We start from the raw sequence: 22,450 nt of genomic DNA on the forward strand, positions 1-22,450 counted from the left end.
CCCAGCCGGTCCGGTGGTGCCCGTGGGTGGTTTACCAAGATCACGGCATGCGAGCACATATGGAGCACACGTGGTCGCCAGACCGCCCTAAAACAGACACTGGGCGCTCCCGGTGGAACCGAGAGCGCCCGGGTCAGGACGGGTGCGCCGCCAGGGACTTGAACCCCGAACCCGCGGATTAAGAGTCCGCTGGTCTGGCGTGACTGCTGAGGCGCGAGTGTGCTCATCAGCCTGTTGCTCACCTTGCCCGAGGGTGTGCCTACATGCCGGGCGGCGTGCCTAACCCCGTGCCTGAGCGCGTGCCTAAGATCGTTTGTCCCTGGCGCGAGGTCTGCCGCAGGCGTGCCTAAGCGTGTGCCTAAGAAGTGCCTATGGGGCCGGGTTGGCTTGGTTGGGTGCCGTTCGGGACGGATGGATGCGCAGAAGCCATCGTCATGTCAAACACCCACGATCGCTCCCAGGACGACCACCGAGGCGAAGCGCTTCGGCCTGTCTCCGGTCGTCGGCCAGCCGACGCGCGAGGGCCGTTGGGTACGCCCTCGGAACACCGGCAGGCCGCTGGAGGAGGGCGCCACTCCACGGCGTCCGCCGACGCCCGCCCTGGGGTACCGGAGCCTGTGACACCATCGTCTGACGTTCGGGACGAGCCGCTGGTGTACACGCCTGAAGGGGCTGCGCGGTTGCTCGGTGTGAAGCCGTCGTGGCTGCGCCGCAAAGCTGCCGCCCGGGCGATCCCGTGCACGTTCTTGGGCAAGCACCTGCGGTTCTCCCGCGCCGACCTGGAGGCGATCGTCGCCGCCGGCCGGCAGGCCCCGCGCTCCCGCCGCCGATAGCCGGGTTCCGCACGGGGGAGCGGGGCGTGACTTGAGCGCCCACCCCGAGTCGAGCGGTGATGACCCCGACCCGCACCGCCCCCACCCGGCGCGACGCCAATCCATACATGCGTGAAAGGAGTTCATGATGGCCTGGGCAGAAAAACGCGGACCCTGGTTCCGGGTCCGCTACCGCGACGCCGACGGCGCCGTCCGCACCACACCGGACAAGTACCGGACCAAGACCGAAGCCCTCGACGCGGCCGAGGACCTGGACACCGACCAGCGCCGCGGAACCCTCATCGACCCCAACGATTCGCGCACCAGCCTGGCCGAGTGGGCGAGCCAATGGCGGAAGACCCACCTGGTCGCCGCCAGTACCCAGGCCAAGTACGACCACTACCTCGACCAGCACATCCTGCCCGCCTTCGGGCACCTGGCTCTCGATCAGATCCGCCGTAGCGCGGTCAAGCAGTGGGCGATCGGCCTGCGCGCCCGTTACAGCCTGGCTAGCGTCCGCGGCATCGTCACCCTCATGTCGCTGCTGCTCACCGCGGCGGTCGAGGAACGCGTGATCGCCATCAACCCGATCCAGGGCCTGCGCATGGCAGAACCCCGCACCCACCATCAACCAGGCGTCGGCCTGCGGCAGACCGCCAAGCGCCCGATCCCCACCAGCGAGCAGGTCCTGGCCATCGCCGACCGCGTCCGCCTACTCGGCGGGTGCCCGGCGCAGGTGATGGTGATCACAGCCGCGTTCACCGGGATGCGGTGGGGGGAGATCACCGGCCTGGCGAAGACGAATTGCCATCTCGACCAGGGCTATCTGCGAGTCGACCCGGACAACGGCTCGCTGCATGAGGTCGGCGCACGTCTGTGGCTCGGGCCGCCCAAGAGCGACGCCGCCGCGCGGCGCATCGATCTGCCGCCCTTCCTCGCTGCTCTCATTCAGGGAGTGATCGACGATCACGACCATCCGCAGGTGTTCATCACCCCGGATGGGCACTGGCACCGGCGATCCAACTTCGCCCGCCGGCTATGGCGGCCCGCCTGCGACGGCGATCCGGGCCGCAAATGGCCGCCCATCCTGCCCGGGGCGGTCTTCCATGGCCTGCGCCATCATCACAAGACCGTCCTGGACGAACTCGGTATCGAAGATGCTCTCAAGTACGAGCGGATGGGACACCGGATGCCCGGCATCGCCGGCGTCTACAGCCACGTCACCGATCCCATGCGGCAAAAACTGGGGGACCGGCTTGAGCAACGATGGACCACCCTGACCGCCCGCCAGGCGCAATCGTCTTGACCCCGACCCATCTCGCGCCGAGAGGGAGCACCGCCGAGAGCATCATCGGGAGCACTGCTCCCGGTGACCCCGACCCACGAAAAGTACTGACCCCTACCTACGGAATGGGTAGTCCCGATCAGCTGTGGAGCACCCTGCTCCCGATCTGCTCCCGATTCCGGCCGATCGTTAGCATCCGAAACCAAAATGCAGGTCAGGCGCATGGCCTGACCTGCATTGATGTGGTGGGCGATACTGGGATTGAACCAGTGACCTCTACCGTGTCAAGGTAGCGCTCTCCCACTGAGCTAATCGCCCTCGCGAAGCAGAGTGTGCTTCAGAGGTGGAGACGGGATTTGAACCCGTGTACACGGCTTTGCAGGCCGTTGCCTCGCCTCTCGGCCACTCCACCGAGTGAGGCCTTGGGGAGACCTCTCCGAGCGGACGACGGGATTCGAACCCGCGACCCTCACCTTGGCAAGGTGATGCTCTACCAACTGAGCCACGTCCGCGTGTCTCGGGGGCGTCCCCCCTCGGCAACGGGGTAAACACTAGCGGATCCTCGGCCCAACCCCCAACTCGATAGGACCGGGCCGCGTCGCAGGCGATCTTTCGACGGCCGTCGAAGCGTGCCCGGCGTACCGTCGAACCATGCGAGCACCGTATGACTCGGACATCGCGCCGGTGGCCGCGCTGCTGGCGGACCGTACGCGCGCGTCGATGCTGACGGCCCTGCTCGACGGGCGTCCGCTTGCCGCGGGGGAGCTGGCCAGGACGGCGGGGGTCAGCGCCGCGACGGCCAGCTCTCATCTGGCCAAGCTGCTGGACGGCGATCTCGTGGCCGTCGTGCGCCAGGGCCGGCACCGGTACTACCGCCTGAAGGGCGCCGAGGTGGCCGCGGCGATCGAGGCGATCAGCCGGATCAGCCCGGACGTCGAGGTCCGCAGCCTCCGCCAGTCTCGGCATGCGCGCGCCCTCCAGGAGGCCCGCACCTGTTACGACCACCTGGCCGGCCGCGCCGGCGCGGCGCTGTTCGAGGCGCTCCTCAGCCGGGACCTGCTCGAGACCGTCGATCCGTCGTTCGACGATCCCGCGGCGTCCGCGTACGAGGTGACCGACAAGGGGGAGCGGCAGCTGTCCTCGATCGGCGTCGACGTCGCCGAGGTGCGGCGGGCGCGCCGGAGGTTCGCGGGGCACTGCCTGGACTGGACCGAGCGCCGTCCTCATCTCAACGGCGCCCTCGGCGCGGCGCTCACGGACCGGATGATCGAGGACGGCTGGTTCACGCGCGGATCGGCGCGGCGGGCGCTGTTCGTGACGGAGAGAGGCCGGAGCCGGCTGGCCGACGTCTTCGGCTGCGTCCTCATCTGACCGGCCAAGGCTGACCGGCTCCGGCTGAGCCGACCGGCTCCGGCACGGCCGGGTGGCCCCCGCTCGATTGACCGCCCCGGCCCCGTACGGGATTTCCTCCACTCCGGATTGAACCGTTCGTGACGCCGTTGCGTCCGAATATCGCGCACTCGCCGGGTTTAAGAGGCCTGGACACATTAAGGTGGCCCTGCGTCGCAGCGACGTTCGGGCGCGGAGGGGTGACGAATCGGTGAGCGGGGAGCGTAGGTTCTTCCGTCGTGATCGGCTGACCGGGCTGATAGCGATCGGCGCGGTCGGGGTGTTGTGCGTGGCCGCGGTGGTCTTCGGTGTCGGAATGGCCAGCGCGAAATACCATCTCGCCGATGTCGGCGGCTGGCTGACGTCGTCCAAGAAGGGCGAGCTCGTCCACGTCAACGGACTGTCGGGGAAGGTCGACGGCAAGGTCACCCTGTCGGGCACGGCCGGCCACAAGATGCGGGTGATCCAGCAGGGCGGCGTCGTCCTCATCGTGGACGAGACGACCGGCGTGGTCAGCCGCGTCGATCCGGCCCACCTCAATGTCGTGCAGGGAGTCTCCTACCGCGGCGCGGCCGGCATGCAGGTCGTGTCCGGGTCCGGCGCCGCGTACGCGCTCGACCAGATGAAGGGCAGCGTGCAGCGCCTGGACGCGATGAGCCTGGCCACGGAGGGCGACCCGATCAGCCTGACCGGACCGCTCGGCGCGGCCGCCATCGACGCCAAGGCGACGCTGTGGGTGCCGGTGCCCACCAACGGGCAGGCGGCCTCGGTGCTCAGCGGCCGGCCGGGGCAGCCGGTCGGGGTCGGCCGGGCCGGGGACGACCTCGCGCTGACGATCGCGGGCGGGTCCGCCGTCGTCACGGACTTCACCACGGCGGAGAGCCTCGTCCTCGGCGACGGCGGCATCCGCGTGAAGGTCAAGCTGCCCTCCGTCGTGGCGCAGCTGCCCAAGGGGCAGGTCACCGCGCCGCCGACCGCCACGGACGGGCAGCTCGTGCCGCTGCTGGCCGGAAAGTCGCTGATCGTGATCAACGCGGGCAGCGGCTCGGTGAGCAGCGTCGCGCTGCAGCTGCCGCAGCACAAGCTCATGACCCCGCAGGTCCTCGGCCAGCGGGTCTACATCCCGGACCAGAGCTCGGGCAGCCTCCTGGTGTACGACTCGGCGACGAACCGGATGGCCCCGCAGGTGCCGGTCACCGGGCGGCCGGGACCGCTGGAGGCGTTCGTCAAGGACGGCCTGCTGTGGGTGAACAACCCCGACAGCCCGAAGGCGGTCGTGGTGGACGGGTCCGGCGCGCACAAGCCGGTGCAGAAGTACACCGGCAAGGTGCCCGGCGGAGCCGAGAACCCGATTCCGAAGGGCGACGACCAGGGGCAGGACAACAACCCGCCGACGTCGAACGCGCCCGCGCCTCCGGTGCCGACGTCCGGGCCTCCGGTGCCTCGCCTGCCGATCCACCCGGGGCACCCGAGGTCGCACAAGCCGTCGATGAAGCCTCCCAAGACGCCGCCGACGCACAAGACGGATCCGCCGAAGGTCACGCCGCCGAACAAGCCGACCAACCTGCGCGCGACCCCGCAGCCGGACGGGAGCATCAAGGTCGACTTCCAGCCCGGCGGAGGCGGTCCGGCGACCGGCTACAAGCTCGTCGTGCCGGCGGGCCTGACCGTCACGCCCGCCACGATCCCCGCGGACGGGCCGGACTACACGTTCACCGTGCACGGCGGCACCTGCGGCACCGAGTACGTCTTCGCGGTCGCGGCCACGTACAAGAACGGCGACCACGACTCGGACATCGAGTCGGACCAGTCCGACCCGACCCTGTCCTGCACGCAGCCCGACGCGCCGAGCGGCATCACGGGCAGCGGGACCGCGCAGGGCGCGAAGATCGGCTGGCAGGCCCCGCCGAACGCCAAGGGAGTGACCTACAGGCTCCAGGTGACCGGCCCGAAGTCCTACACCAAGGACAGCATCTCCGGCACGTCGGTGACGATCCCGACCATCTGGAAGAACGGCTCGTACACCATCCGGGTGACCGCCTCCAACGGCGCCGGCGGCAAGACGGGAAGCGCGACCAGGACGCTCACGGGCCCAGTGCGAACGTACGGGATTCACAACGGCGGTCTGGCTAACGAGTACAGCAATATCTGGAAACAGGCGGATCCGAACAGCGGTGTCGCCGAGGCGATCAAGAACGCCAACAGCCAGAGTGTCGTGGTCGACTGCCAGAAGATCGGGGCGCAGTACACCCACCCGAGCAAGAAGGCCTCGCTCAGCGGAAAGCTCTATGACCACGTCAACCACAACGGTCACGTCGGCTATATGATCGGCTACCTGCCGAACACGCCGCACTCGCCGTGGCAGGAGCTCGCCGGGCCGACCATCTGGGAGTGTGCCGGCTGATGACGGCCGAGGTTCACGGGGCGTCCGACGCGGACGCCCTGGCAGGACGCTTCGCGCAGTTGTTCGGGGCGCTGGCGGGCAACATCGAGCGGGTCGTCCGCGGGAAGCGGGAGAACGTCGAACTGGCGCTGTTGTGCCTGCTCAGCGAGGGACACCTGCTGCTGGAGGACGTTCCGGGAGTCGGCAAGACCACGCTGGCCCGGACGATCGCGGCGAGTGTGGACGCGCGCTGGACGCGGATCCAGTTCACGCCCGACCTGCTGCCGTCCGACGTGACGGGCGTGTCGATCTTCAACCAGGCGAACAACCGGTTCGAGTTCCACCCGGGCCCGATCTTCGCGAACATCGTGGTCGCCGACGAGATCAACCGGGGTTCGCCGAAGACCCAGTCGGCGCTGCTGGAGGTCATGGAGGAGCGGCGCGTGACCGTGGACGGACAGCCGCACCCGGTGCCCCGGCCGTTCATGGTGATCGCGACGCAGAACCCGGTCGACATGGACGGCACGTACCCGCTGCCGGAGGCGCAGCTCGACCGGTTCCTCATGAAGATCTCGATGGGGTACCCCGACCACGCCTCGGAGGTCGCCGTGCTGGCGGGCACGCCGACCGGGCCGCTGATCGACCAGCTGCCGAAGGTCGCGGGCCGGGACGACATCAAGAACATGATCGACTTCGCGGGCCGGATCCACGTCGCGCCTCCGCTGTACGACTACCTCGTGCAGGTCGTCGCGATGACGCGCCGGCATCCCGACATCCGCCTGGGCGCCAGTCCCCGCGCGAGTCTCGCGCTGCTGCGGGCCGTACGCGTGCGGGCGGCGGCGGCCGGCCGGGCCTTCGTCGTCCCCGAGGACGTGAAGGGCCTCGCGGCGCACGTCATCGCGCACCGGCTCATGCTGACGCCGGAGGCGGAGCTGCGCGGCCGTACCGCCACGGAACTCGTCGCCGAGGCCCTCTCCCAGGTGCCGGTGCCGCAGTCCACCGGGGTCTGAGGTGCTCACGCCCGTCGGCTGGGGGGTCGCCGCGGTCTCGGCGGTGCTGTACGCCGCCGGCGCTCTCCTCGGCTACCCCGAACCGGTGGCCCTCGCCGTCGGCGGTCTCGTCGCCGTCGTGACGGCGGTGCTGTGGACACTGCCGCGGCCCAGCCTCACCGTCGTACGCGAGGTCACGCCGAACCGCGTCGCACGCGGCGAGTCGGCCTCCGGCGTCCTGCACGTCACCAACACCGGCCGGATGCGCCGGGCCGGGATGCGGGCGTACGACGCGTGCGGCGGCGGGCGGATCGAGGTCCGGGTGCCCGTGCTGCGCCCCGGCAGGGCCGAGACGATCCGGTACTCCCTGCCGACGGACCGGCGCGGGGAGATCCCGGTGGGGCCGCTGCGGCTGGTGCGCGCCGACCCGTTCGGCCTGGCCCGGCGCGTACGGGAGTACGGCGAGCCACGCACCCTCCTGGTCCGCCCGCACACCGTGGCCCTGCCGCTCCTGCCGTCCGGGCGCAACCACCACCTGGAGGGGCCGACGTCGGACACCGCGCCGGCGGGCACGGTGACGTTCCACGCGCTGCGCGAGTACGTCGTGGGCGACGACCTGCGCCACATCCACTGGCGGTCGAGCGCGCGCACCGGCACGCTGATGGTCCGCCAGCTCGTCGACGCCAGCATGCCGCAGACGACGGTGGTCGTGGACACCGACGCCGGCGCCTACGCCGACGCGGACGACTTCGAGCTGGCCGTGGACGCGGCGGCCTCCGTGGCGGCCGGCGCGGCGGGCATGAACTTCCCGGTCCGCGTCCTCACCGCGGACGGGCCGCTCGTGGAGACCCGCGGCGGCGCCCACGACGTGGAGGAGATCCTCGACCGGCTGGCCGGGCTGTCCCGTACGGACGCCGCGCACGGCGCGGTCGAGGTCGCCCGGCGCGTACGGGCGGGCGGGGCGCTCGTGCTCGTGACGGGCGGGCGAGGGGAGGTCTCCGGGGCGGGGACGCTGCGCCGGCGGTTCGACCGGGTGGTGTGCGTACGTGTCCGGCCCGACGCTCCCGGACCCCGCCTGCCCGGCGTCGGGCTGGTCGAGATCTCGGACCTGGCGGAGTTGCGGGCGGCGTGGAAGGGCGCGACCCGATGACGACGGCGGCGGCGCCCGCGCGGCCGGGCACGGACGCGCCGCCCGAGCCCCGGCGGGGCCTGCGGGTACGGCTCGTCACCGCGCTCGTCATCGTGGTGGCGCTGGCCGGCGCCGGCGGCCTGGCGTTCCATCGCGTGTTCGCGGTCGGCGACCTGGTGCCCGTGGTCACGGTCTCCGCCGTCACGCCGGTCCTGCTCGTCGCGCTGCTGTCCTGGCCGCGCCGCCGGATCTGGCCGCTGTGGATCTCCATCTTGGCGACCGCGGGGGCCTGGACGCTCGTCGCCGGGCTCACGCTGTTCCACGGCGACTTCGCCGTGGTGGGCGGCGCGCTGCGCGACTCCTGGAAGGGCACGCTCACCTCCCTGCTGCCCGCCCCCGGCCGTCCCGAGCTCCTCGTCCTGCCGCACGCGCTGGTCTGGCTCGCCGCCTTCGGAGGGGCCGAGCTGGCCGTGCGGACCAAGACGAAGGCGGCGCCGGCGCTGCCCTCGGTGGCCGTCTTCTGCGCGGCGCTGCTGCTCGGCGTCAACGGTCCCGGCTCGAACCTCCCCGTCGTCGCCGTGCTCGTCGGCCTCACCGGCGCGCTCACGATCGTACGGAGCGGCGGCCGGCCGCTGTGGCTGCTCGCCGGGCTCCCGGCCGCCGCCGCCATCGGGCTGCTGGGCGCGGCCGTCGGGCCGTACCTGCCGATGAGGGGCGAAGCGTACGACCCGCGGGCGACCGTCAAGGCCCCGCCGCCACAGCAGCGGGACAGCATCAGCCCGCTCGACCGGGTGTCGGCGTGGCTGCAGACCCCGGACCAGCAGATGTTCACCGTGCGCGCCGACGCGCCCGAGGACTGGCGGCTCGCCGTCCTGGACCGCTTCGACGGCGTCACGTGGACGTCCGACGCGCGGTTCGTGCCGGCCGGCAGCCGCATCCCGGACGACCCCCGCGTTCACCGGACGCGCGTCGTCCAGCGCTTCACCGTCCAGGACCTGCCCGGCGTGTGGGTGCCCGCCGCCGACCGGCCCCGTACGGTGCAGGGCCTGGCGGTGGCGACCGACCCCGGCAGCGGGGTGCTGACGGCGGGGCAGCCGCTGCGCTCCGGGCAGGCGTACACGGTCACCTCGATGGTGCCCGACTACGACGCCGGCCTGCTCGCGGTCGCCCAGCCCGCGCGCGACGCGGAGGCGCAGGCCGCGACCGGCCTCACGGAGTCACCGGGGACCACCGCGAAGACCGCCGAGGTGCCCGCGTTCCGCCGGCTCGCGCTGGAGGTCACCAAGGACCAGGAGACGGCGTTCCAGCGCGCCGCGAAACTCGCCGACTACCTCCGTAGCACCGCCAGGTACGACGTGACCGGCCTGTCCGGTCACACGTACGCGGATCTGCGCTACTTCCTCGGCACGTCCAAGCGGGGCACCTCGGAGCAGTTCGCCACGGCGTACGCCGTCCTGGCGCGTTCGATCGGGCTGCCGACGCGGATCGTCGTCGGCTTCCGGCCGGGCGTCGGCGGCAACGGAACCTGGCAGGTCCGCTCCGGGGACGTGCTCGTCTGGCCCGAGGTCGACTTCGCCGACATCGGCTGGGTACCGTTCTTCCCCACACCCGAGGAGACCGACGCCTCGAAGAAGTCGAACTCGGTGCCGGCGGGGGAGACGCAGCAGAAGCTGGAGGCGGCGCAGAAGAGCGCGGCGGCCCATAAGAAGGGCGGCGGTTCCGGTACCCACGCCGCGCCGGCGCCCAGGGCACCGGCCCGGCCGCCGCACAAGAAGCCGTCGACGCCGCCGTGGGTCTACGGGCTGGCCGCGGTCCCGGTCCTGCCCGCGGGATACCTCGCCGGTGTGCTCGTCCTCCCGGTGCTGCGGCGGCGCCGCAGACGCGGCGGCCCCACGCCCGCCGCGCGGATCACCGGGGCCTGGGAGCAGACCCGCGAGGCGCTGGGCGCGGTCGGCCTGCCCGCCGCGACCGCCCTGACCGCCCACGAGATCGCGGGATTCGGCGCCGAGCGGGTCCCCGGGGCCGAGGCACACCTGCGTCCCCTCGCCGACCTGGTCAACCGGTCGCGGTACGCCGCGACGCCGTCCGGACCGGATACGGCCGAGGCCGCGTGGCGGCACACCGACGAGCTCGGCCGCCTCGTCCGGCGGACCGCCGGCCTCCGGCGACGCCTGGCGCGACGCCTGCACCCCCGCTCTCTGCGCCTGCGCTGACCACAGGGGCGGGCTCGGCTCCCGCCCCCGCTCACTGTGCCCGCGCTGATCACGAGAGCGGGCGCGCCCTCGACTCCCCGGCTCACTGCGCCCGCGCTGACGATCAGGGGCCGGCTCGCCGCCGGGCCTCCCGCTCTGATCAGCGGGGCCCGGTCCCGTCACCGGGCCGTGGCGCCCCGGATGCACTTGGGCTTGGCCCAGGCGATCGTCGCGGGCTGTCCGTCGCCCTGCCCGATGGCGACCAGCGCGCCGACCGTGAAGCAGTACCCCTTCTGCGGGTCCAGGCCCGAAACGGTCATCGTCGTGGAACGCGGCGCCAGCGCCTGCGGAGGCGTCTGTGTGGGAGACCCGTCGGACTGCTGCATCCAGATCGGGAAGTCGTTGTTCTTGGCGAGCTTCCAGCGCAGGACCACGATCTGTCCCTTGTCGGTCGCCCGCAGGTCGCGCGGGGTCGCGGCGGCCATCACCTGGGAGGGAATCGCCACGGGAGTGGACGACCCGGACGTCCGCGGTGCGGTCGGTGCCGGCGTCGGCGTGTCCCTCCCGCCGTCTCCGGTGTTCCCGAACAGCAGGAACCCGGCGACGCCGGCACCCGCTATCACCACCACGCCGGCGACCACGCCGGCCACGACGGCGGCCGGACGGCCCTTCCGGCCGTTCGCCGGCACGCGCAGCAGGTCCGCAGGCTCCACGCTCTCCGGAAGCGTCCGCGGTGTCGCCTCTCGGGGCCGCGGCACGGACACCTGGTCGGGGACCCGCGGGCGGGACGCCGGGCCGTGGACGGGCCCGGCGTTGAACGCTCCGGTGGGTCCGGCGTTGAACGCCCCGGTGGGGCCGAGGCTCGGCGCGTGCGGCGGCCCGCCGGCCGGCGGCTGAGCGGGGCCCGAGTTCGGCGCGCGGGTCGGTCCGGCGTCCGGCGTCCGGGGCGGTGCGGGTCTCGGAGACGCCGTGGGCGGCGAGGCGGGTCCCGGCCCGGCGGCGTCCGGATGCGCCGCCGGCAGGTGCGGCGGGGCGTACTGCTGGGCCAGCAGCTCGAAGCCGGGGCCGGTCAGCCCGGAGTGGTCCTGCTCCGGAACGTACGGGGTCGAGGCGGGAGGCGCCGTGACCGAGTCGCTGCCCGCCGGCTCCGTCACCGGAAGCCCGAGTTCGGCCTGCAACTGCTGCAGCCGACCCGCGAACGCGACCGCGCTGGGGTATCGCTGGGCCGGCGTCTTCGCCATCGCCTTGGCGATGACGTCATACACCTGCGGCGGGACGTCCGCGCGCGGGATCGGCGGCGGGGGCTCGTTGAGGATGCGCATCATCAGCGCGCCGATCCCGTTGGCCGACCCCGTGGACTTGAACGCCGGACCGCCCGCCAGCAGCTGGTACATGCTCGAGGCCAGCGAGTAGACGTCCGCGGTCACCCCCGGCTGCTCGCCGTTGACGACCTCCGGCGCCGCGTGGTGCGGCGTGAACGCGGTGGTGTGCGTCACCTCCGACGAGCCGGTGAGCCGGGCGATGCCGAAGTCCGCGAGCGCGGGCTCGCCGTACTTGGAGACCAGGATGTTCTGCGGTTTGACGTCGCGGTGCAGCACCCCGGCCTCATGGGTGGCGGCCAGGGCGCCGGCGATCTTCACGCCGGCCCGCAGGACGTCCTGCAGGGGGAGCGGTCCCTCGCGCGACAGCCGGTCCCGCAAAGACCCTCGCTCGAAGTAGTCCATCGCGATGAACGGCCGCCCGCCGCTGGTCACGCCGGTGTCGAGCACGGTGACGACGTTCGGGTGGCCGGTGAGCCGTCCGGTGATCTGGCACTCGCGCTCGAACCGGCGCATCGTGTCGTCGTCGACGGCGTCCACGGACAGCACCTTCAAGGCGACGATGCGATTGAGGCGCTCCTGCTCGGCGCGGTAGACGACACTGAACCCGCCCTCGCCCACCCGCTCCAGGATGCGGTAGCCGGGCACCTGGTCGATCATGGAGTCTCTTCTTCGTCGGGGCGGCTGGGGCTGCGCGGATGAGTCGTGTCGATGGTAATGCCTGTTTCCGATCTACTCGCTGAGTCGGTCCGGGTTCATCCGCGTCGTTCGACGCGGCGACGGCTCCCGGCGTTCCCGGCCGACCCCCACCGGCGCGGACGGTCACCGGCGGCGCCGGTGACCGACGCGGAACGGCCGGCGCAGGACGCCCGTGTATTCGCTCGAACCAGGCGCGCACGGGCCGTAGTGTGGGGTGCGGCCGGGGTGTCCAGCCCGGCGGAGCAGGGAGGACCGGGCCGAGGCGCCCGGCACGGAGAGGTGACTTCACGGTGGTCGAGCTCAGCTCCCAGACCGGTAACGTCCCGGTCTGGATCAACGGAGAACTGTACGCCCCGGAGAACGCGCGGGTGTCGGTCTTCGATCACGGCATCCTCGTCGGCGACGGCGTGTTCGAGACGGTCAAGGCCGTACGCGGAGAGGCCTTCGCCCTCACCCGTCACCTGCGGCGGCTCGCCGTCTCCGCCGCCGGGCTCGGGCTGCCCGAGCCCGACCTGGACGCCATCCGCCGGGGAACGCTCGCCGTCCTGGCCGCGGCGCCGTCCTGGGACCTGGCCCGGATCCGGATCACCTACACCAGCGGCATCGGCCCGCTCGGCTCCGACCGCGGCGCGGAGGGGGCCACGGCGATCGTCGCCGTCGCCGACCAGACGCCGTTCCCGCCGACCGCCGACGTCTCGGTCGTGCCCTGGCCGCGCAACGAGCGCGGCGCCCTCTCCGGCCTCAAGACCACCTCGTACGGCGACAACGCCAAGGCCCTCGCGTACGCGCACGAGCACGGCGGGGCGGAGGCGATCTTCGGCAACCTCGCCGGGAACCTCTGCGAGGGCACCGGCTCGAACGTCTTCGTCGTCCGCGACGGGCGCCTGACCACCCCGCCGCTGTCCTCCGGCTGCCTCGCGGGCGTGACCCGGGCGCTGGTGCTCGAGTGGTGCGGCGGCGAGGAGGAGGACATGCCGCTGGAGGAGTTCTCCACGGCCGACGAGGCGTTCCTCACCTCCACGACCCGCGACATCCAGCCGATCCGCGCCGTCGACGGCAAGGTGTTCCCCGCGGCCCCGGGCCCGGTCACCCGGAAGGCGATCGAGGTCTTCGCCGAGCGCGGCGCGGCCGACATCGACCCGTGACAGGCAGGCGTACGGCCCCGCGCCATGGGTGTGGGCCAGCGCTGGGAGGCGCCTGGTGCGGGGCCGTACGGTCAGTGTGGGGGGCTCAGATGTGCCAGAGGAGGTCGTCCAGTTCCGCTTCAATGTCGATGAAGTCAGCCTCCCGGCCGGCAGGAACGATCTCATACGTCCGGTCAAGGAAGTCCGTGAGGGGCGTCAACGGCACCTCGAAGTGTGCCCGTCCGAACGGCGATGACAGCGTCAGATTCAATATCCGCTCGCCGCTCTTCTCCGCCGGCCACACCCGCACGTCACCCCTGCCGACCTTGCGCACAATGCCGACGGTCAGCAGCTCGCGAGCAAAGATCCACTCCACCGGTGCCTCATTCCCGACATGGAACGCCACACGGATCGCATAAGGGTCATCAGCGGAGTAGTCCAACGTCGCAAGCAGCGGGATGATCGTCCTATCCGGGACGAGGAGCCGAAGGCCGACCTCGGCGGAGGCAGTGGTGCTGCTGCTGTTCATCGGTCATCCTTCAGGCGTCAGTCCCGCATCGCGGGTTTCTCGGTGAGGACCTCGCTCCCTCCAACGGGTGTCCCCCTGGCTCTGTGACGCGTAACTGTCAAAAGTCCTAAGAACATTCCGCCCCCCGTACGTCATGTGACCTACCTCACCGGCCTTGATACCCGCTCTGACCTGCGTAGAAGCGAAGTGACCTAGGGTCGGTCGCATGAGGGAGACGCTGAACGACTGGCGCGAGCGCATCCGCGGCCGCCCCGTGCTGAACAACGTGTGGCGGCTCGCCGTGTTCAGCGTGGGCGTCACGGTCCTCGCCGCGGGCGTCGCCATGCTGGTGCTGCCGGGCCCCGGTTGGGCGGCGATCTTCGTAGGCTTTGCCATCCTGGCGACCGAGTTCGCCTGGGCGCAACGTGCCCTCACCTCCGCGAAGCAAACGGCGAGCAAAGCGAAGGAGAAGGCCCTCGACCCACGAGCGCGGCGCCGGAACCAGCTCCTGGCAATCTGCGCCGGCGTCGTCCTCGCCGTCGCCATCGTGGCCTACCTCCAGGCCTTCGGCCTAAACCTCCCGTGGAAGGTCTGATCGTCGATGCGCGAAGAGGGCGGGGGATGCGCTAGTCTTTCTTGCGGCGGTTGATCCGCCTGGGGCGATTAGCTCAGTGGGAGAGCGCTTCGTTCACACCGAAGAGGTCACTGGTTCGAACCCAGTATCGCCCACCCAGTGTGAGAGCAGGTCAGAGAGGGTTCCGGAGATCACTCCGGGGCCCTTTTTCGATTTCCGAAGGCTTCATCGCCTTGCGCAGCAACTCAAGACCCGCGGCGGCAGCTGCTTCCGCGGCTCAGACACCCCAGGGAATGCGCCCGGCATCCGTGGCCGGGTGGGGGAAGACGATCCGGTGCCGGTCGCCGGGGGCACGTCCCGCGGCGACCGGCACCGGTGTCAGGACAGGCGCCAGGTCTGGCTCGCGGCACCGGTGCCTGTGAGCTGCTGGACGGCCGCGCCCTGGGAGGTCGACGAGCCGGCCACGCCGATCGTCAGGCCGTTGCCGATGTTCACGAGTGCGTAGTTGCTGCCGTTGTAGCTGCCGACCAGGTCGGCGGCCCACTGCTGGTTAGCGCCACCGTTACACGTCCATTGCTGCAGTTGCTGGCCGCTGGCGGTGGACTGGTTCGGCACGTCCAGGCAGAGCCCGCTGTTCACGCTGACGAGCGTGTAGACGTTGTCGGCGAGCCGGGTCAGCCGCCATTGCTGGTTGGCTCCGCCGTTGGCCGGCCACTGGATGACGCTGCCGCCGTTCGCGGTCGAGGCACCGGAGACGTCCATCAGCATTCCGCTGTTGCCGTTGGCGAGGGTGTGCGTCGCGCTGGTGGGGAGCCCGGAGCCCGCCGACCAGGTGCCGGCGCTCGCGTCCAGGCTCCACGTCGGGTACTGGCCCAGGTTGACCGTCGTGTCGCGGATGGTGAGGGGGAGCCAGATCAACGGCGAGTCGGCCATGTCGCCGGTGGTCCACCGGTCGCCCGCGTAGACGTACGTCGTCGCGGCGCTGCCCTGGACGGTGATGATGTTCGCGGTCTGGCTGTTGTACGTGTTCGTGCCCGGTGCCGCGAAGTTCCGCCAGGAGGACCACGGTCCGGCGAGGGAGGTCGCGGTGGCGTACACGTTGTCGTTCGTGCCCCAGCCGGTCAGGTGGGAGGCGAGCAGGTAGTAGGTCCCAGCGATCTTCACCATCGCGGGCGCCTCGAGGTCCGGCAGCACGGCCACCGTGGAGGCCACCGACAGGTAGTCCTGCGACAGCCGGTAGAGGCGCAGTCCGTGCCCGCCGTTCTCGCTCATCAGGTAGGCACTGCCGTCGGTGTCCTGGAACAGGCCGATGTCCCTGCTCTGGTTGCCGAGCGGCTGGAAGCTACCCCGGTAGGTGTACGGGCCGCAGGGCGTCGGGCTGGTCGCCACGCCGACCTTCATCTCCGAGTAGCTCATGTTGTCGATGTGCAGGTACATCACGTACGTCTGGGCGGACGCGTTGTAGATGACCTTGGGCCGTTCGACGATGCGGTTCGGTCCGAGGTCGCCGCTGCCCTGCCGGGCCAGCGCGGCGCCCTGGTGGGTCCAGGTCGCCAGGTCGGTGGACGAATAGCAGGGGATGTCCTGGAACGAGGTGTTACTGCTCGTCTCGCCGGTCTTGTCCTCCCCGAAGCCGTACCAGGTGGAGCCCACCTTGACGATGCCCAGCCCGTGCAACTGCAGGGCATGGCCGCTGGTGTCGGTGCGGGTGGCGCCGAGGGTGAAACCGACGGTCGCCGCTTGGGCGCGCCCCAGCGGGACGAGGAGGGCGGCGACGGCGGCGATGAGGGCGATGAGGGCGACGAGTGGCGCGAGCGCTCTGTTCACGCGCCCAGCCGGGGGCTGATGGGATGTGCTGGACATGCGATCCCTTCTCCGTCGGGGTCGGGTACCGGCAGCGACACGACGCCGCCCGGGTGCCGGGCCTGTAGTGATGCGCGGACATCGGAGAAGCGCGCGGGGACCGCAACAGAGGCGCGCCGGCGGCGGTCGGCGGCCGGATCCCGCGGCCCGGCGCGGCAGCTGGTCGAATCGGTTCGCTCAACGAGGCCGAGAGTATGGTCATCCGAATCTCCGGGCAATGCTTTGCTCGGGCCTGCCCTCGGCGTCCAGGGGCATCACGGCGATCGCGCAGGTGGGCGCACGCCGCGCGAGGATGACAGACCTGCCAGGATGAAATTTTCATGCCCCGGCGTCCAGCGGGCGATTCGATGCCCCCCTCTGCAAGGGACGGGACCGCGCAGACGCGTCGGTCCAGACGCGACACCCGGCGTCGGCCCCTCTCGTCTTCTCCATGGGGCCCACCACAGCGAACCGATTCGACGCAGGCGGCCCCAGGCGTCAGCACCCCCGGTCAAAGCCGAGCGCCCACGTGCCTGCGCTGCGCGGCGGCGTCTCCACGTCGCGACCGTACGGTGACGGGCCGAGGGCTCGGGCGATGCCGCAGCGGGTCACCAGGCGGCTTCACTGACGGGCAGGCCCCGCATGCACCTCGAACTCTGAGAGCGTGTTTCCGGAGCTTCCGGGCCGACAGCGGGCCGGTGTCACGCGGCCCCCTCGGTCGATCCATGCCACGGCGTGGTGCGGCGGAGCGCCCGTGTCACTTCGGCTACGACGCCGGTCGTAAGGGTGAGTGCGACGTCCCTCCTCCTGAGCGGGGGCAAGCCGGTTGACGTCGCCTGGCGGTGACACAGATCACGCTTGCCGCCATGCCGTCAACCCTTGCAGCTGACGTCAATGTCAGGTCGCAGAGTGACGTCGGACGGCCGAACCGGCCCTCAGACGTCACTGGCGGGCGTCGCCCGCGGAAGGGAGGCAGTGCCATGCAGTACACCGGCTACACCGTCCTGGAGATCGAGCAGGCCGACGCCGTGCTCACCGTGACGATGAAGCACCCTCGCCTGAACCTCCTCGACAGCACACTGATCCCGGAACTCAAAAGGTTCGTCCGTGAGGCGGCCGAGGACCCGTCCGTGACCGTCATCGTGTTCGACCTCGCGGTCGTCGACCGTGAGGGACATGTGTTCTTCGGTGATCTCGATTGCCATAGGGGCTCCTCTCCCGCCCGGGAGGGGAGCCACGGGAGCCAATCTCGGGAGCCAACGTGTTCAGGCTCCCTCAGACTCGCCGCGACTCCACCGGACGTGATCGCAGGTGAGAGGTGCCCCGCTTGGCTCCCTGTCGACCAGAGGGAAGACCGACCGACCGAATCTGGTTCACACCGAAGAGGTCACTGGTTCGAACCCAGTATCGCCCACCCAGTGTGAGAGCAGGTCAGAGAGGGTTCCGGAGATCACTCCGGGGCCCTTTTTCGATCTTCAGGTCTGGTCGGGGAGCCACCGTCACGCGGTCTTGTGCTGAGTGAAGATGGTGTTCATCGTTTCGGCGCCCTTGGTGATGACCGGCCTGAGCTGGTGCCGGTACACCTTCTCGGTCACCGCGGTGCCCGCGTGCCCGACGAGATCGGCGATCGTCTCGATGGGCACGCCGTTGTCACTCATGATCGAGACGAACGAGTGACGGAGTTCGCGGGGAGTCCACGTCTCCCCGATGCCCGCCTTCCTGGTGATCCCGCGGAACGCCCGCCGGACGTTGCCGGCGTCGAGCGGTGCTCCCGTGCGGGTGCAGAAGACGAGGCCGTGACCCTGCCAGTCCTTCCCTGCTTTGAGCCGCTGTGCGGCTTGGCGCCTGTGGTGGAGGCGCAGCGCTCGGGCGACTTCTTCGGGCAGTTCCAGCGTTCGGCGGGACTTCTCCGTCTTGGTGTCGCCGTGTGCCCGTACGGACCGCCATACGTAGATGGCGAACCGCTGGTGATCGAAGTCGACTTCGGTCACCGGACGCCAGCCGGTTCGGTCGTCGACCCATGTCACGACGTGATCCCAGCGGAGCGCCCGAGCCTCTTCGGTCCGGACGCCGGTCATGAGGCTGAGCACGACGTAGGCGTGTAGCGGTGAGGCTTCGGCCTTCTCCAGTACGGCCGTGGCCTGAGCGAGTGTCAGTGCCTTGCTTGGACGTCCGGCCCTGCCCTTGGGCGTGGTGACCAGTTCGGCGACGTTCCTCAGCGCCTTGTCACGGGCCTGAGCCTGCCGGATGGCCCGCCCTACGGGTGTGCGGCGTGGGCGCCGGTCCCTCGATCGGGCGGCCCACCGGACGAAGTACCAACCGTTGATTTCATCCGGCCCATCAGCTTCGCACCGTGTCAAGGAACGGGCAGGGCCGCCGGCGTTCGGATGGACCGCATCGGAGTCGGCGGGATAAGCTGCACGAGTCGAAAAGGACCTGGGTCGGCATGGGTAAGCCCGGCCCCCTCGAAACGAGGCTCCGTTCGCTACTGCGGTGGCGAACCCGCGACAAGCCATCGGCGAGCAGCCGAGGGCTTGACGCGTGCCTGTCGTTCGAGAGGTCCGTCGGGTCTTCGCTTCTCGCCTCGTCAGAGCAGAGGAGAGGCCATGCCCGTCATCCGTGTTGGCCCCACGGTGACTCAGATCAACGTCTTCACCGTCGAACCCGGCCGCCAGCAACCACTGATCGACTACCTGGCCAGCGCGGCCCGGGTCGCCAGCGAGGTGCCCGGCTGGATGTCTGCCAGCCTGCATCGCAGCCTGGATGGCACCCGCGTTGTCAACTATGCCCAGAGCGCAGACCTCGATGCCGCACAGCGGGTGATCAAGCACCTGAAAGCCCAAGGGCTGCTGGAAGGCAACAAGGCGTTCGGCCAGGCCCACCCGGGTCTGTACGAAGTCTCGTTCACCCTAGATCGAGACGCGTAGCGCCCCACAGGCGAGCCGGTCAGGTGCAACCACGTTCGGTCGTGCCTGACCGGTCGGGCGGGACGCTGGACTATCGCAGGACGAGATGTGCGCCCCGCTTGGCTCCCTATCGACCAGGGAGAAGACCGACCGACCGAATCTGGTTCACACCGAAGAGGTCACTGGTTCGAACCCAGTATCGCCCACCCAGTGTGAGAGCAGGTCAGAGAGGGTTCCGGAGTTCGCTCCGGGACACCCTTTTTCGACCTTCGTGCGCTGTTTGCGTCAGTGTGCCCCCCGAGATCGCGTTCGTCTCGACGGGCACACTACGACGGTGTGGGTAAGGGAGAGGCTTCGGCCCTTCCCGGTATGGCCGTCGCCTGGGCGAGCGTGGGGGCTTATGCGACGGCGCCGCCGCGATCCCGGCACGGAGGGCGGCCACCCTGCATGCGGCCTCCATCGCCCCCGCACGGTCCCGCGACCGGCCCTCCTCTCCCATGCTCCCGGCAAAGGTGTGGGTCGATCAGCTACCTGCGGCACCAAAGACGGACACTTCACCACGAACCGCGCAAGTGGCTTGATGTCTCGGTCGATTCGACAGGTTGCGTGCCGATAACTCGGCTTTTTCGCGCATCGAGGATAGGTCCTGGGACCCAACGAGGACGCCGGAAGTTGGGCCTTGGAGTCCTGTCGCAAGACCAGGGCGGGTCACTACGTTGCCCCTGACAGCTCATCCCCCTGAAGAAACGGTTGAAATCTTGAAGTCAGTGGTTCGTATGGTCATCGCCGCCGGAGCGATCGCGTCGATCGCGGGGCTCACCGCTCCGGTCGCCTCCGCTGAGGCGAGCACGAGGACCTCGGTCGTTTCCGTGGCCGCCACTCCGGCGGCGCCGGTAGTCGTCGCGCAGAATCACTGCCGGAACTTCCCGCCGCGGAAGAAGCTCTACGTCTGCATCAAGCGGATCGGCGGCGGGAAGCTCGAAAGCTGGATGACCAACGACAAGAAGGTCAAGGGCGCGTTGGGGTTTCTGCCGTACAAGGCCAACGGGACGCCGGGCAAGCCCAAGCTGCTGAAGAAGAGCCCCGGTGCGAAGAAGGTCGACTTCGCCGGATACAAGTGTCCCCAGGGGTACGCGACGGTCGCGACCTGGTGGCAGGACAAGTACCAGGGCCACACGAACAAGTGGTACAGCGCCGCCATCAAGTGCAAATAGTCGGGGACGCCGCCTCGAAACGATAGACGCCGGTGCGGGCTCGCGAAGTGGTTTCGTCGCAAGCCCGCACCGGCGTTCTGTCGAAACGACCGGGGCAGTGGGAGATGCCGTTGACTGAGCGTGCGGGCCTGATGAGGACTGGTCGTCGACGACCGCGCTCGATCGCCGCGGCGCGGGCTTGGGCCCGCCGGACGGCCCGCTCGTGTGACTCGGCCGGGGGATGCGGCGGGGCACCCCACCATCCACAGTCTGATTCCGGCACTGGCCGGCAGCGTGACGTGGCACGAGTCGCCACCTGGCCGGAGCGCCGGCGGTGCAGGCGCTGAGGTCCTGGCGCCGCGACCCGGGCGTCGCGGTCTCGCCCGGGCATTCACCGCGCCGAGTGTGGTGGGCGGAGGTTCGGCCGTCTCCTTGAAGTCGGCCGGACGGCGATCAGGGCCTCCCGGAGAACACGTTCATCGAGTATCCTCCGAGGCAAGTCCAGACTGGAAACTTTCCTAACAGATGCTGAGCTTCCCATCCCCCGCCAAGACGTGCGGCCGGTGGCCGTACGTCGACCCCCGAAGGAGAAGCGACATGCGATGGAGAACGCGCGTGCCCGGCCGCAGGCAAGGGCTCGTCGCCGCGATCGCCGCGGTGGCGGCGGCGCTCGGGACGGCCACGGCCGTCGCCGGGGTCAGCTCCGCGGCCACGAGTCCGGCCGCGGCGCTCGGCGGCAACTGGTACGGCGCCGCGCCGTACGTGATGCCGTTCGACAACGATCCACCCGACCTGGGGCCGGTCATGAGCGCGACCGGGCAGAAGACCTTCCAGCTCGCCTTCATCCTCGCGCCGAACGGCGGAGGTTGCCGGCCGACCTGGGACGGCACCCATGACGTCTCCTCCGACACGCAGGCCGCGTCGGTCGTCAACGGCATTCGCGCGGCCGGCGGCGACGTGACGGTGTCGGCCGGCGGCTACAACGGCACCAAACTCGGCCAGGCCTGTAGCGATCCGTCATCGACCGCCGCCGCGTACCAGCAGGTGATCACCAAGTACGGGCTCAAGGCGATCGACCTCGACCTGGAGGAGCCGGAGTACGAGAACTCGGCGGCGATCCACAACGAGATCGGCGCCGCGAAGATCCTGCAGCAGAGCAACCCGGGCCTGTACGTCTCGATCACGACGGCCGGTACGACCGGCGGCGAGGGCACGGGGTGGTTCGGCAAGCAGCTGCTGGCCGAGGCGAAGAGCCAGGGATTCACCCCCGCCAATTACGCGATCATGCCGTTCGACGGGGGCTTCAACGGGTCCTCGGCGCAGATCAGCGCGCTGGAGGGCTTCCACAACACGCTGATGAGCACCTTCGGCTGGGACTCCGCGACCGCCTACGCGCATGAGGGCGTGTCGATGATGAACGGCCGGTCCGACAGCGGCGAGATGTTCACCCAGTCCGACTTCCAGTCCGTGCTCGACTACGTCACCTCGCACAAGCTCTCGCGGTACACCTTCTGGTCGGTCAACCGGGACCGGCAGTGCAGCCCGCCGGACAACGGCGGGCGCACCTCGGGAACCTGCTCCAGCGTGGCGCAGTCGGCCTGGGACTTCACCCGCTACACGGCGAAGTTCGGCGCCTCGCCCACGGTGCCCATTCCGACGCCGACGCCGCCCGCGCCCGGTTCCTGCTCGGCGCCGGCGTGGAGCGCGTCGGCCGTCTACACGGGCGGGAACCTCGTCACGTACGCGTCGCACACGTGGCAGGCCCGGTGGTGGACCCAGGGCGAGACTCCCGGAAAGGCCGACGTGTGGGCCGACCAGGGACCGTGCGGCTGACCCCGCCGGAGGCCGCGCGGGCGGTCGCCTGAGGCCGGCCGTCTCAGGGCCGGACGCTTGAGAGCGCGGCAGACCAGAACCGGGCGAACGGTACGCCGTTCGCCCGGTTTCCGGCTTCGGGAGATGACGGCGGCTTCGATCGGGGAGTCCGGCGTTCGCCGCAGGGACATGACGAATAGGTCTCAGGTCCTAATCTGCCGTTGAGCTCACAGACTCTGTATCGCGACCTTTCGCATCCCTAGGTTGATCTTGCTCATGCGAGATCGTCTCTAG

17 protein-coding genes and 5 tRNA genes are annotated in these 22,450 nt (G+C 70.3%); 14 read left to right on the forward strand and 8 right to left on the reverse strand.

The genetic code is table 11. The features are described 5' to 3' along the window. Window positions 1-143 precede the first annotated feature (143 nt). Window positions 144-215 (reverse strand) — tRNA-Lys (locus tag NE234_RS25455). 219 nt (window positions 216-434) lie between these two features. On the opposite strand from NE234_RS25455, the gene NE234_RS44535 reads away from it, so the two are divergent. After that, complete coding sequence (locus NE234_RS44535; RefSeq protein ID WP_256529347.1) at window positions 435-833, forward strand: helix-turn-helix domain-containing protein; 399 nt, start codon at window positions 435-437, stop codon at window positions 831-833. A 127-nt stretch (window positions 834-960) separates the two neighbouring features. Next, window positions 961-2,118: a tyrosine-type recombinase/integrase gene (locus NE234_RS25465; protein ID WP_252783161.1), complete on the forward strand. Its 1,158-nt coding sequence runs from the start codon at window positions 961-963 to the stop codon at window positions 2,116-2,118. 222 nt (window positions 2,119-2,340) lie between these two features. Here the strand turns inward: NE234_RS25465 and NE234_RS25470 are convergent. The 3 genes from NE234_RS25470 to NE234_RS25480 form a co-directional block, all read right to left on the reverse strand. Continuing rightward, window positions 2,341-2,415, reverse strand: a tRNA-Val gene (locus NE234_RS25470). Window positions 2,416-2,438: 23 nt separating this feature from the next. After that, window positions 2,439-2,509 (reverse strand) — tRNA-Cys (locus NE234_RS25475). Window positions 2,510-2,536: 27 nt separating this feature from the next. Then, window positions 2,537-2,609 (reverse strand) — tRNA-Gly (locus NE234_RS25480). A 139-nt stretch (window positions 2,610-2,748) separates the two neighbouring features. Here NE234_RS25480 and NE234_RS25485 point away from each other — a divergent pair. From NE234_RS25485 to NE234_RS25505, 5 genes are all read left to right on the forward strand, one after another. Further along, complete coding sequence (locus NE234_RS25485) at window positions 2,749-3,468, forward strand: ArsR/SmtB family transcription factor (RefSeq protein ID WP_252783162.1); 720 nt, start codon at window positions 2,749-2,751, stop codon at window positions 3,466-3,468. Window positions 3,469-3,697: 229 nt separating this feature from the next. After that, complete coding sequence (locus tag NE234_RS25490; protein WP_252783163.1) at window positions 3,698-5,890, forward strand: fibronectin type III domain-containing protein; 2,193 nt, start codon at window positions 3,698-3,700, stop codon at window positions 5,888-5,890. Further along, complete coding sequence (locus NE234_RS25495) at window positions 5,890-6,879, forward strand: AAA family ATPase (RefSeq protein WP_252783164.1); 990 nt, start codon at window positions 5,890-5,892, stop codon at window positions 6,877-6,879. The genes NE234_RS25490 and NE234_RS25495 overlap by 1 nt, the downstream gene beginning before the upstream one ends. Before the next feature lies 1 nt (window position 6,880). Next, the gene (locus NE234_RS25500; RefSeq protein ID WP_252783165.1) at window positions 6,881-8,008 is read left to right on the forward strand and encodes a DUF58 domain-containing protein; all 1,128 of its coding nucleotides are present in this window, start codon (window positions 6,881-6,883) and stop codon (window positions 8,006-8,008) included. Then, on the forward strand, window positions 8,005-10,200 hold the full coding sequence (locus NE234_RS25505; protein ID WP_252783166.1) for a DUF3488 and transglutaminase-like domain-containing protein: 2,196 nt from the start codon (window positions 8,005-8,007) through the stop codon (window positions 10,198-10,200). The genes NE234_RS25500 and NE234_RS25505 overlap by 4 nt, the downstream gene beginning before the upstream one ends. A 158-nt stretch (window positions 10,201-10,358) precedes the next feature. On the opposite strand, the gene NE234_RS25510 is transcribed toward NE234_RS25505, so the two are convergent. Beyond that, entirely contained in the window at window positions 10,359-12,158 is a 1,800-nt protein-coding gene (locus tag NE234_RS25510; RefSeq protein WP_252783167.1) for a serine/threonine-protein kinase, read from the reverse strand. A gap of 329 nt (window positions 12,159-12,487) precedes the next feature. Here NE234_RS25510 and NE234_RS25515 point away from each other — a divergent pair, with 329 nt between their 5' ends. After that, window positions 12,488-13,342, forward strand: coding sequence for an aminotransferase class IV (locus tag NE234_RS25515; protein WP_252783168.1), 855 nt, complete (start codon window positions 12,488-12,490; stop codon window positions 13,340-13,342). Window positions 13,343-13,427: 85 nt separating this feature from the next. Here NE234_RS25515 and NE234_RS25520 read toward each other — a convergent pair whose 3' ends face one another. Then, window positions 13,428-13,850 carry an SsgA family sporulation/cell division regulator gene (locus NE234_RS25520; RefSeq protein WP_252783169.1) on the reverse strand — a complete coding sequence of 141 codons (423 nt, stop codon included), beginning with the start codon at window positions 13,848-13,850 and terminating at the stop codon, window positions 13,428-13,430. A gap of 205 nt (window positions 13,851-14,055) precedes the next feature. Between NE234_RS25520 and NE234_RS25525 the strand changes: the two genes are divergently transcribed. Then, window positions 14,056-14,424, forward strand: coding sequence for a TIGR02611 family protein (locus NE234_RS25525; RefSeq protein ID WP_252783170.1), 369 nt, complete (start codon window positions 14,056-14,058; stop codon window positions 14,422-14,424). 62 nt (window positions 14,425-14,486) lie between these two features. Continuing rightward, window positions 14,487-14,558: transfer RNA gene (locus NE234_RS25530), tRNA-Val, on the forward strand. Window positions 14,559-14,781: 223 nt separating this feature from the next. On the opposite strand, the gene NE234_RS25535 is transcribed toward NE234_RS25530, so the two are convergent. Continuing rightward, on the reverse strand, window positions 14,782-16,230 hold the full coding sequence (locus NE234_RS25535) for an RICIN domain-containing protein (protein WP_252783171.1): 1,449 nt from the start codon (window positions 16,228-16,230) through the stop codon (window positions 14,782-14,784). 995 nt (window positions 16,231-17,225) lie between these two features. On the opposite strand from NE234_RS25535, the gene NE234_RS25540 reads away from it, so the two are divergent. Beyond that, the gene (locus NE234_RS25540) at window positions 17,226-17,669 is read left to right on the forward strand and encodes a hypothetical protein (protein WP_252783172.1); all 444 of its coding nucleotides are present in this window, start codon (window positions 17,226-17,228) and stop codon (window positions 17,667-17,669) included. A 75-nt stretch (window positions 17,670-17,744) separates the two neighbouring features. Here NE234_RS25540 and NE234_RS46060 read toward each other — a convergent pair whose 3' ends face one another. Next, the gene (locus tag NE234_RS46060) at window positions 17,745-18,236 is read right to left on the reverse strand and encodes a tyrosine-type recombinase/integrase (RefSeq protein WP_406567066.1); all 492 of its coding nucleotides are present in this window, start codon (window positions 18,234-18,236) and stop codon (window positions 17,745-17,747) included. Window positions 18,237-18,851: 615 nt separating this feature from the next. Between NE234_RS46060 and NE234_RS25550 the strand changes: the two genes are divergently transcribed. From NE234_RS25550 to NE234_RS25560, 3 genes are all read left to right on the forward strand, one after another. Then, on the forward strand, window positions 18,852-19,172 hold the full coding sequence (locus NE234_RS25550) for an antibiotic biosynthesis monooxygenase family protein (RefSeq protein WP_252783173.1): 321 nt from the start codon (window positions 18,852-18,854) through the stop codon (window positions 19,170-19,172). Between the two features lie 737 nt (window positions 19,173-19,909). Beyond that, window positions 19,910-20,365, forward strand: a complete 456-nt coding sequence (locus NE234_RS25555; RefSeq protein ID WP_252783174.1) for a hypothetical protein — start codon at window positions 19,910-19,912, stop codon at window positions 20,363-20,365. 576 nt (window positions 20,366-20,941) lie between these two features. Then, window positions 20,942-22,177: a carbohydrate-binding protein gene (locus tag NE234_RS25560; RefSeq protein ID WP_252783175.1), complete on the forward strand. Its 1,236-nt coding sequence runs from the start codon at window positions 20,942-20,944 to the stop codon at window positions 22,175-22,177. The last annotated feature ends 273 nt before the right edge of the window (window positions 22,178-22,450 follow it).

The sequence above is a fragment of the Actinoallomurus rhizosphaericola genome, from assembly GCF_024055675.1.
Classification (GTDB): Bacteria; Actinomycetota; Actinomycetes; order Streptosporangiales; family Streptosporangiaceae; genus Actinoallomurus; species Actinoallomurus soli.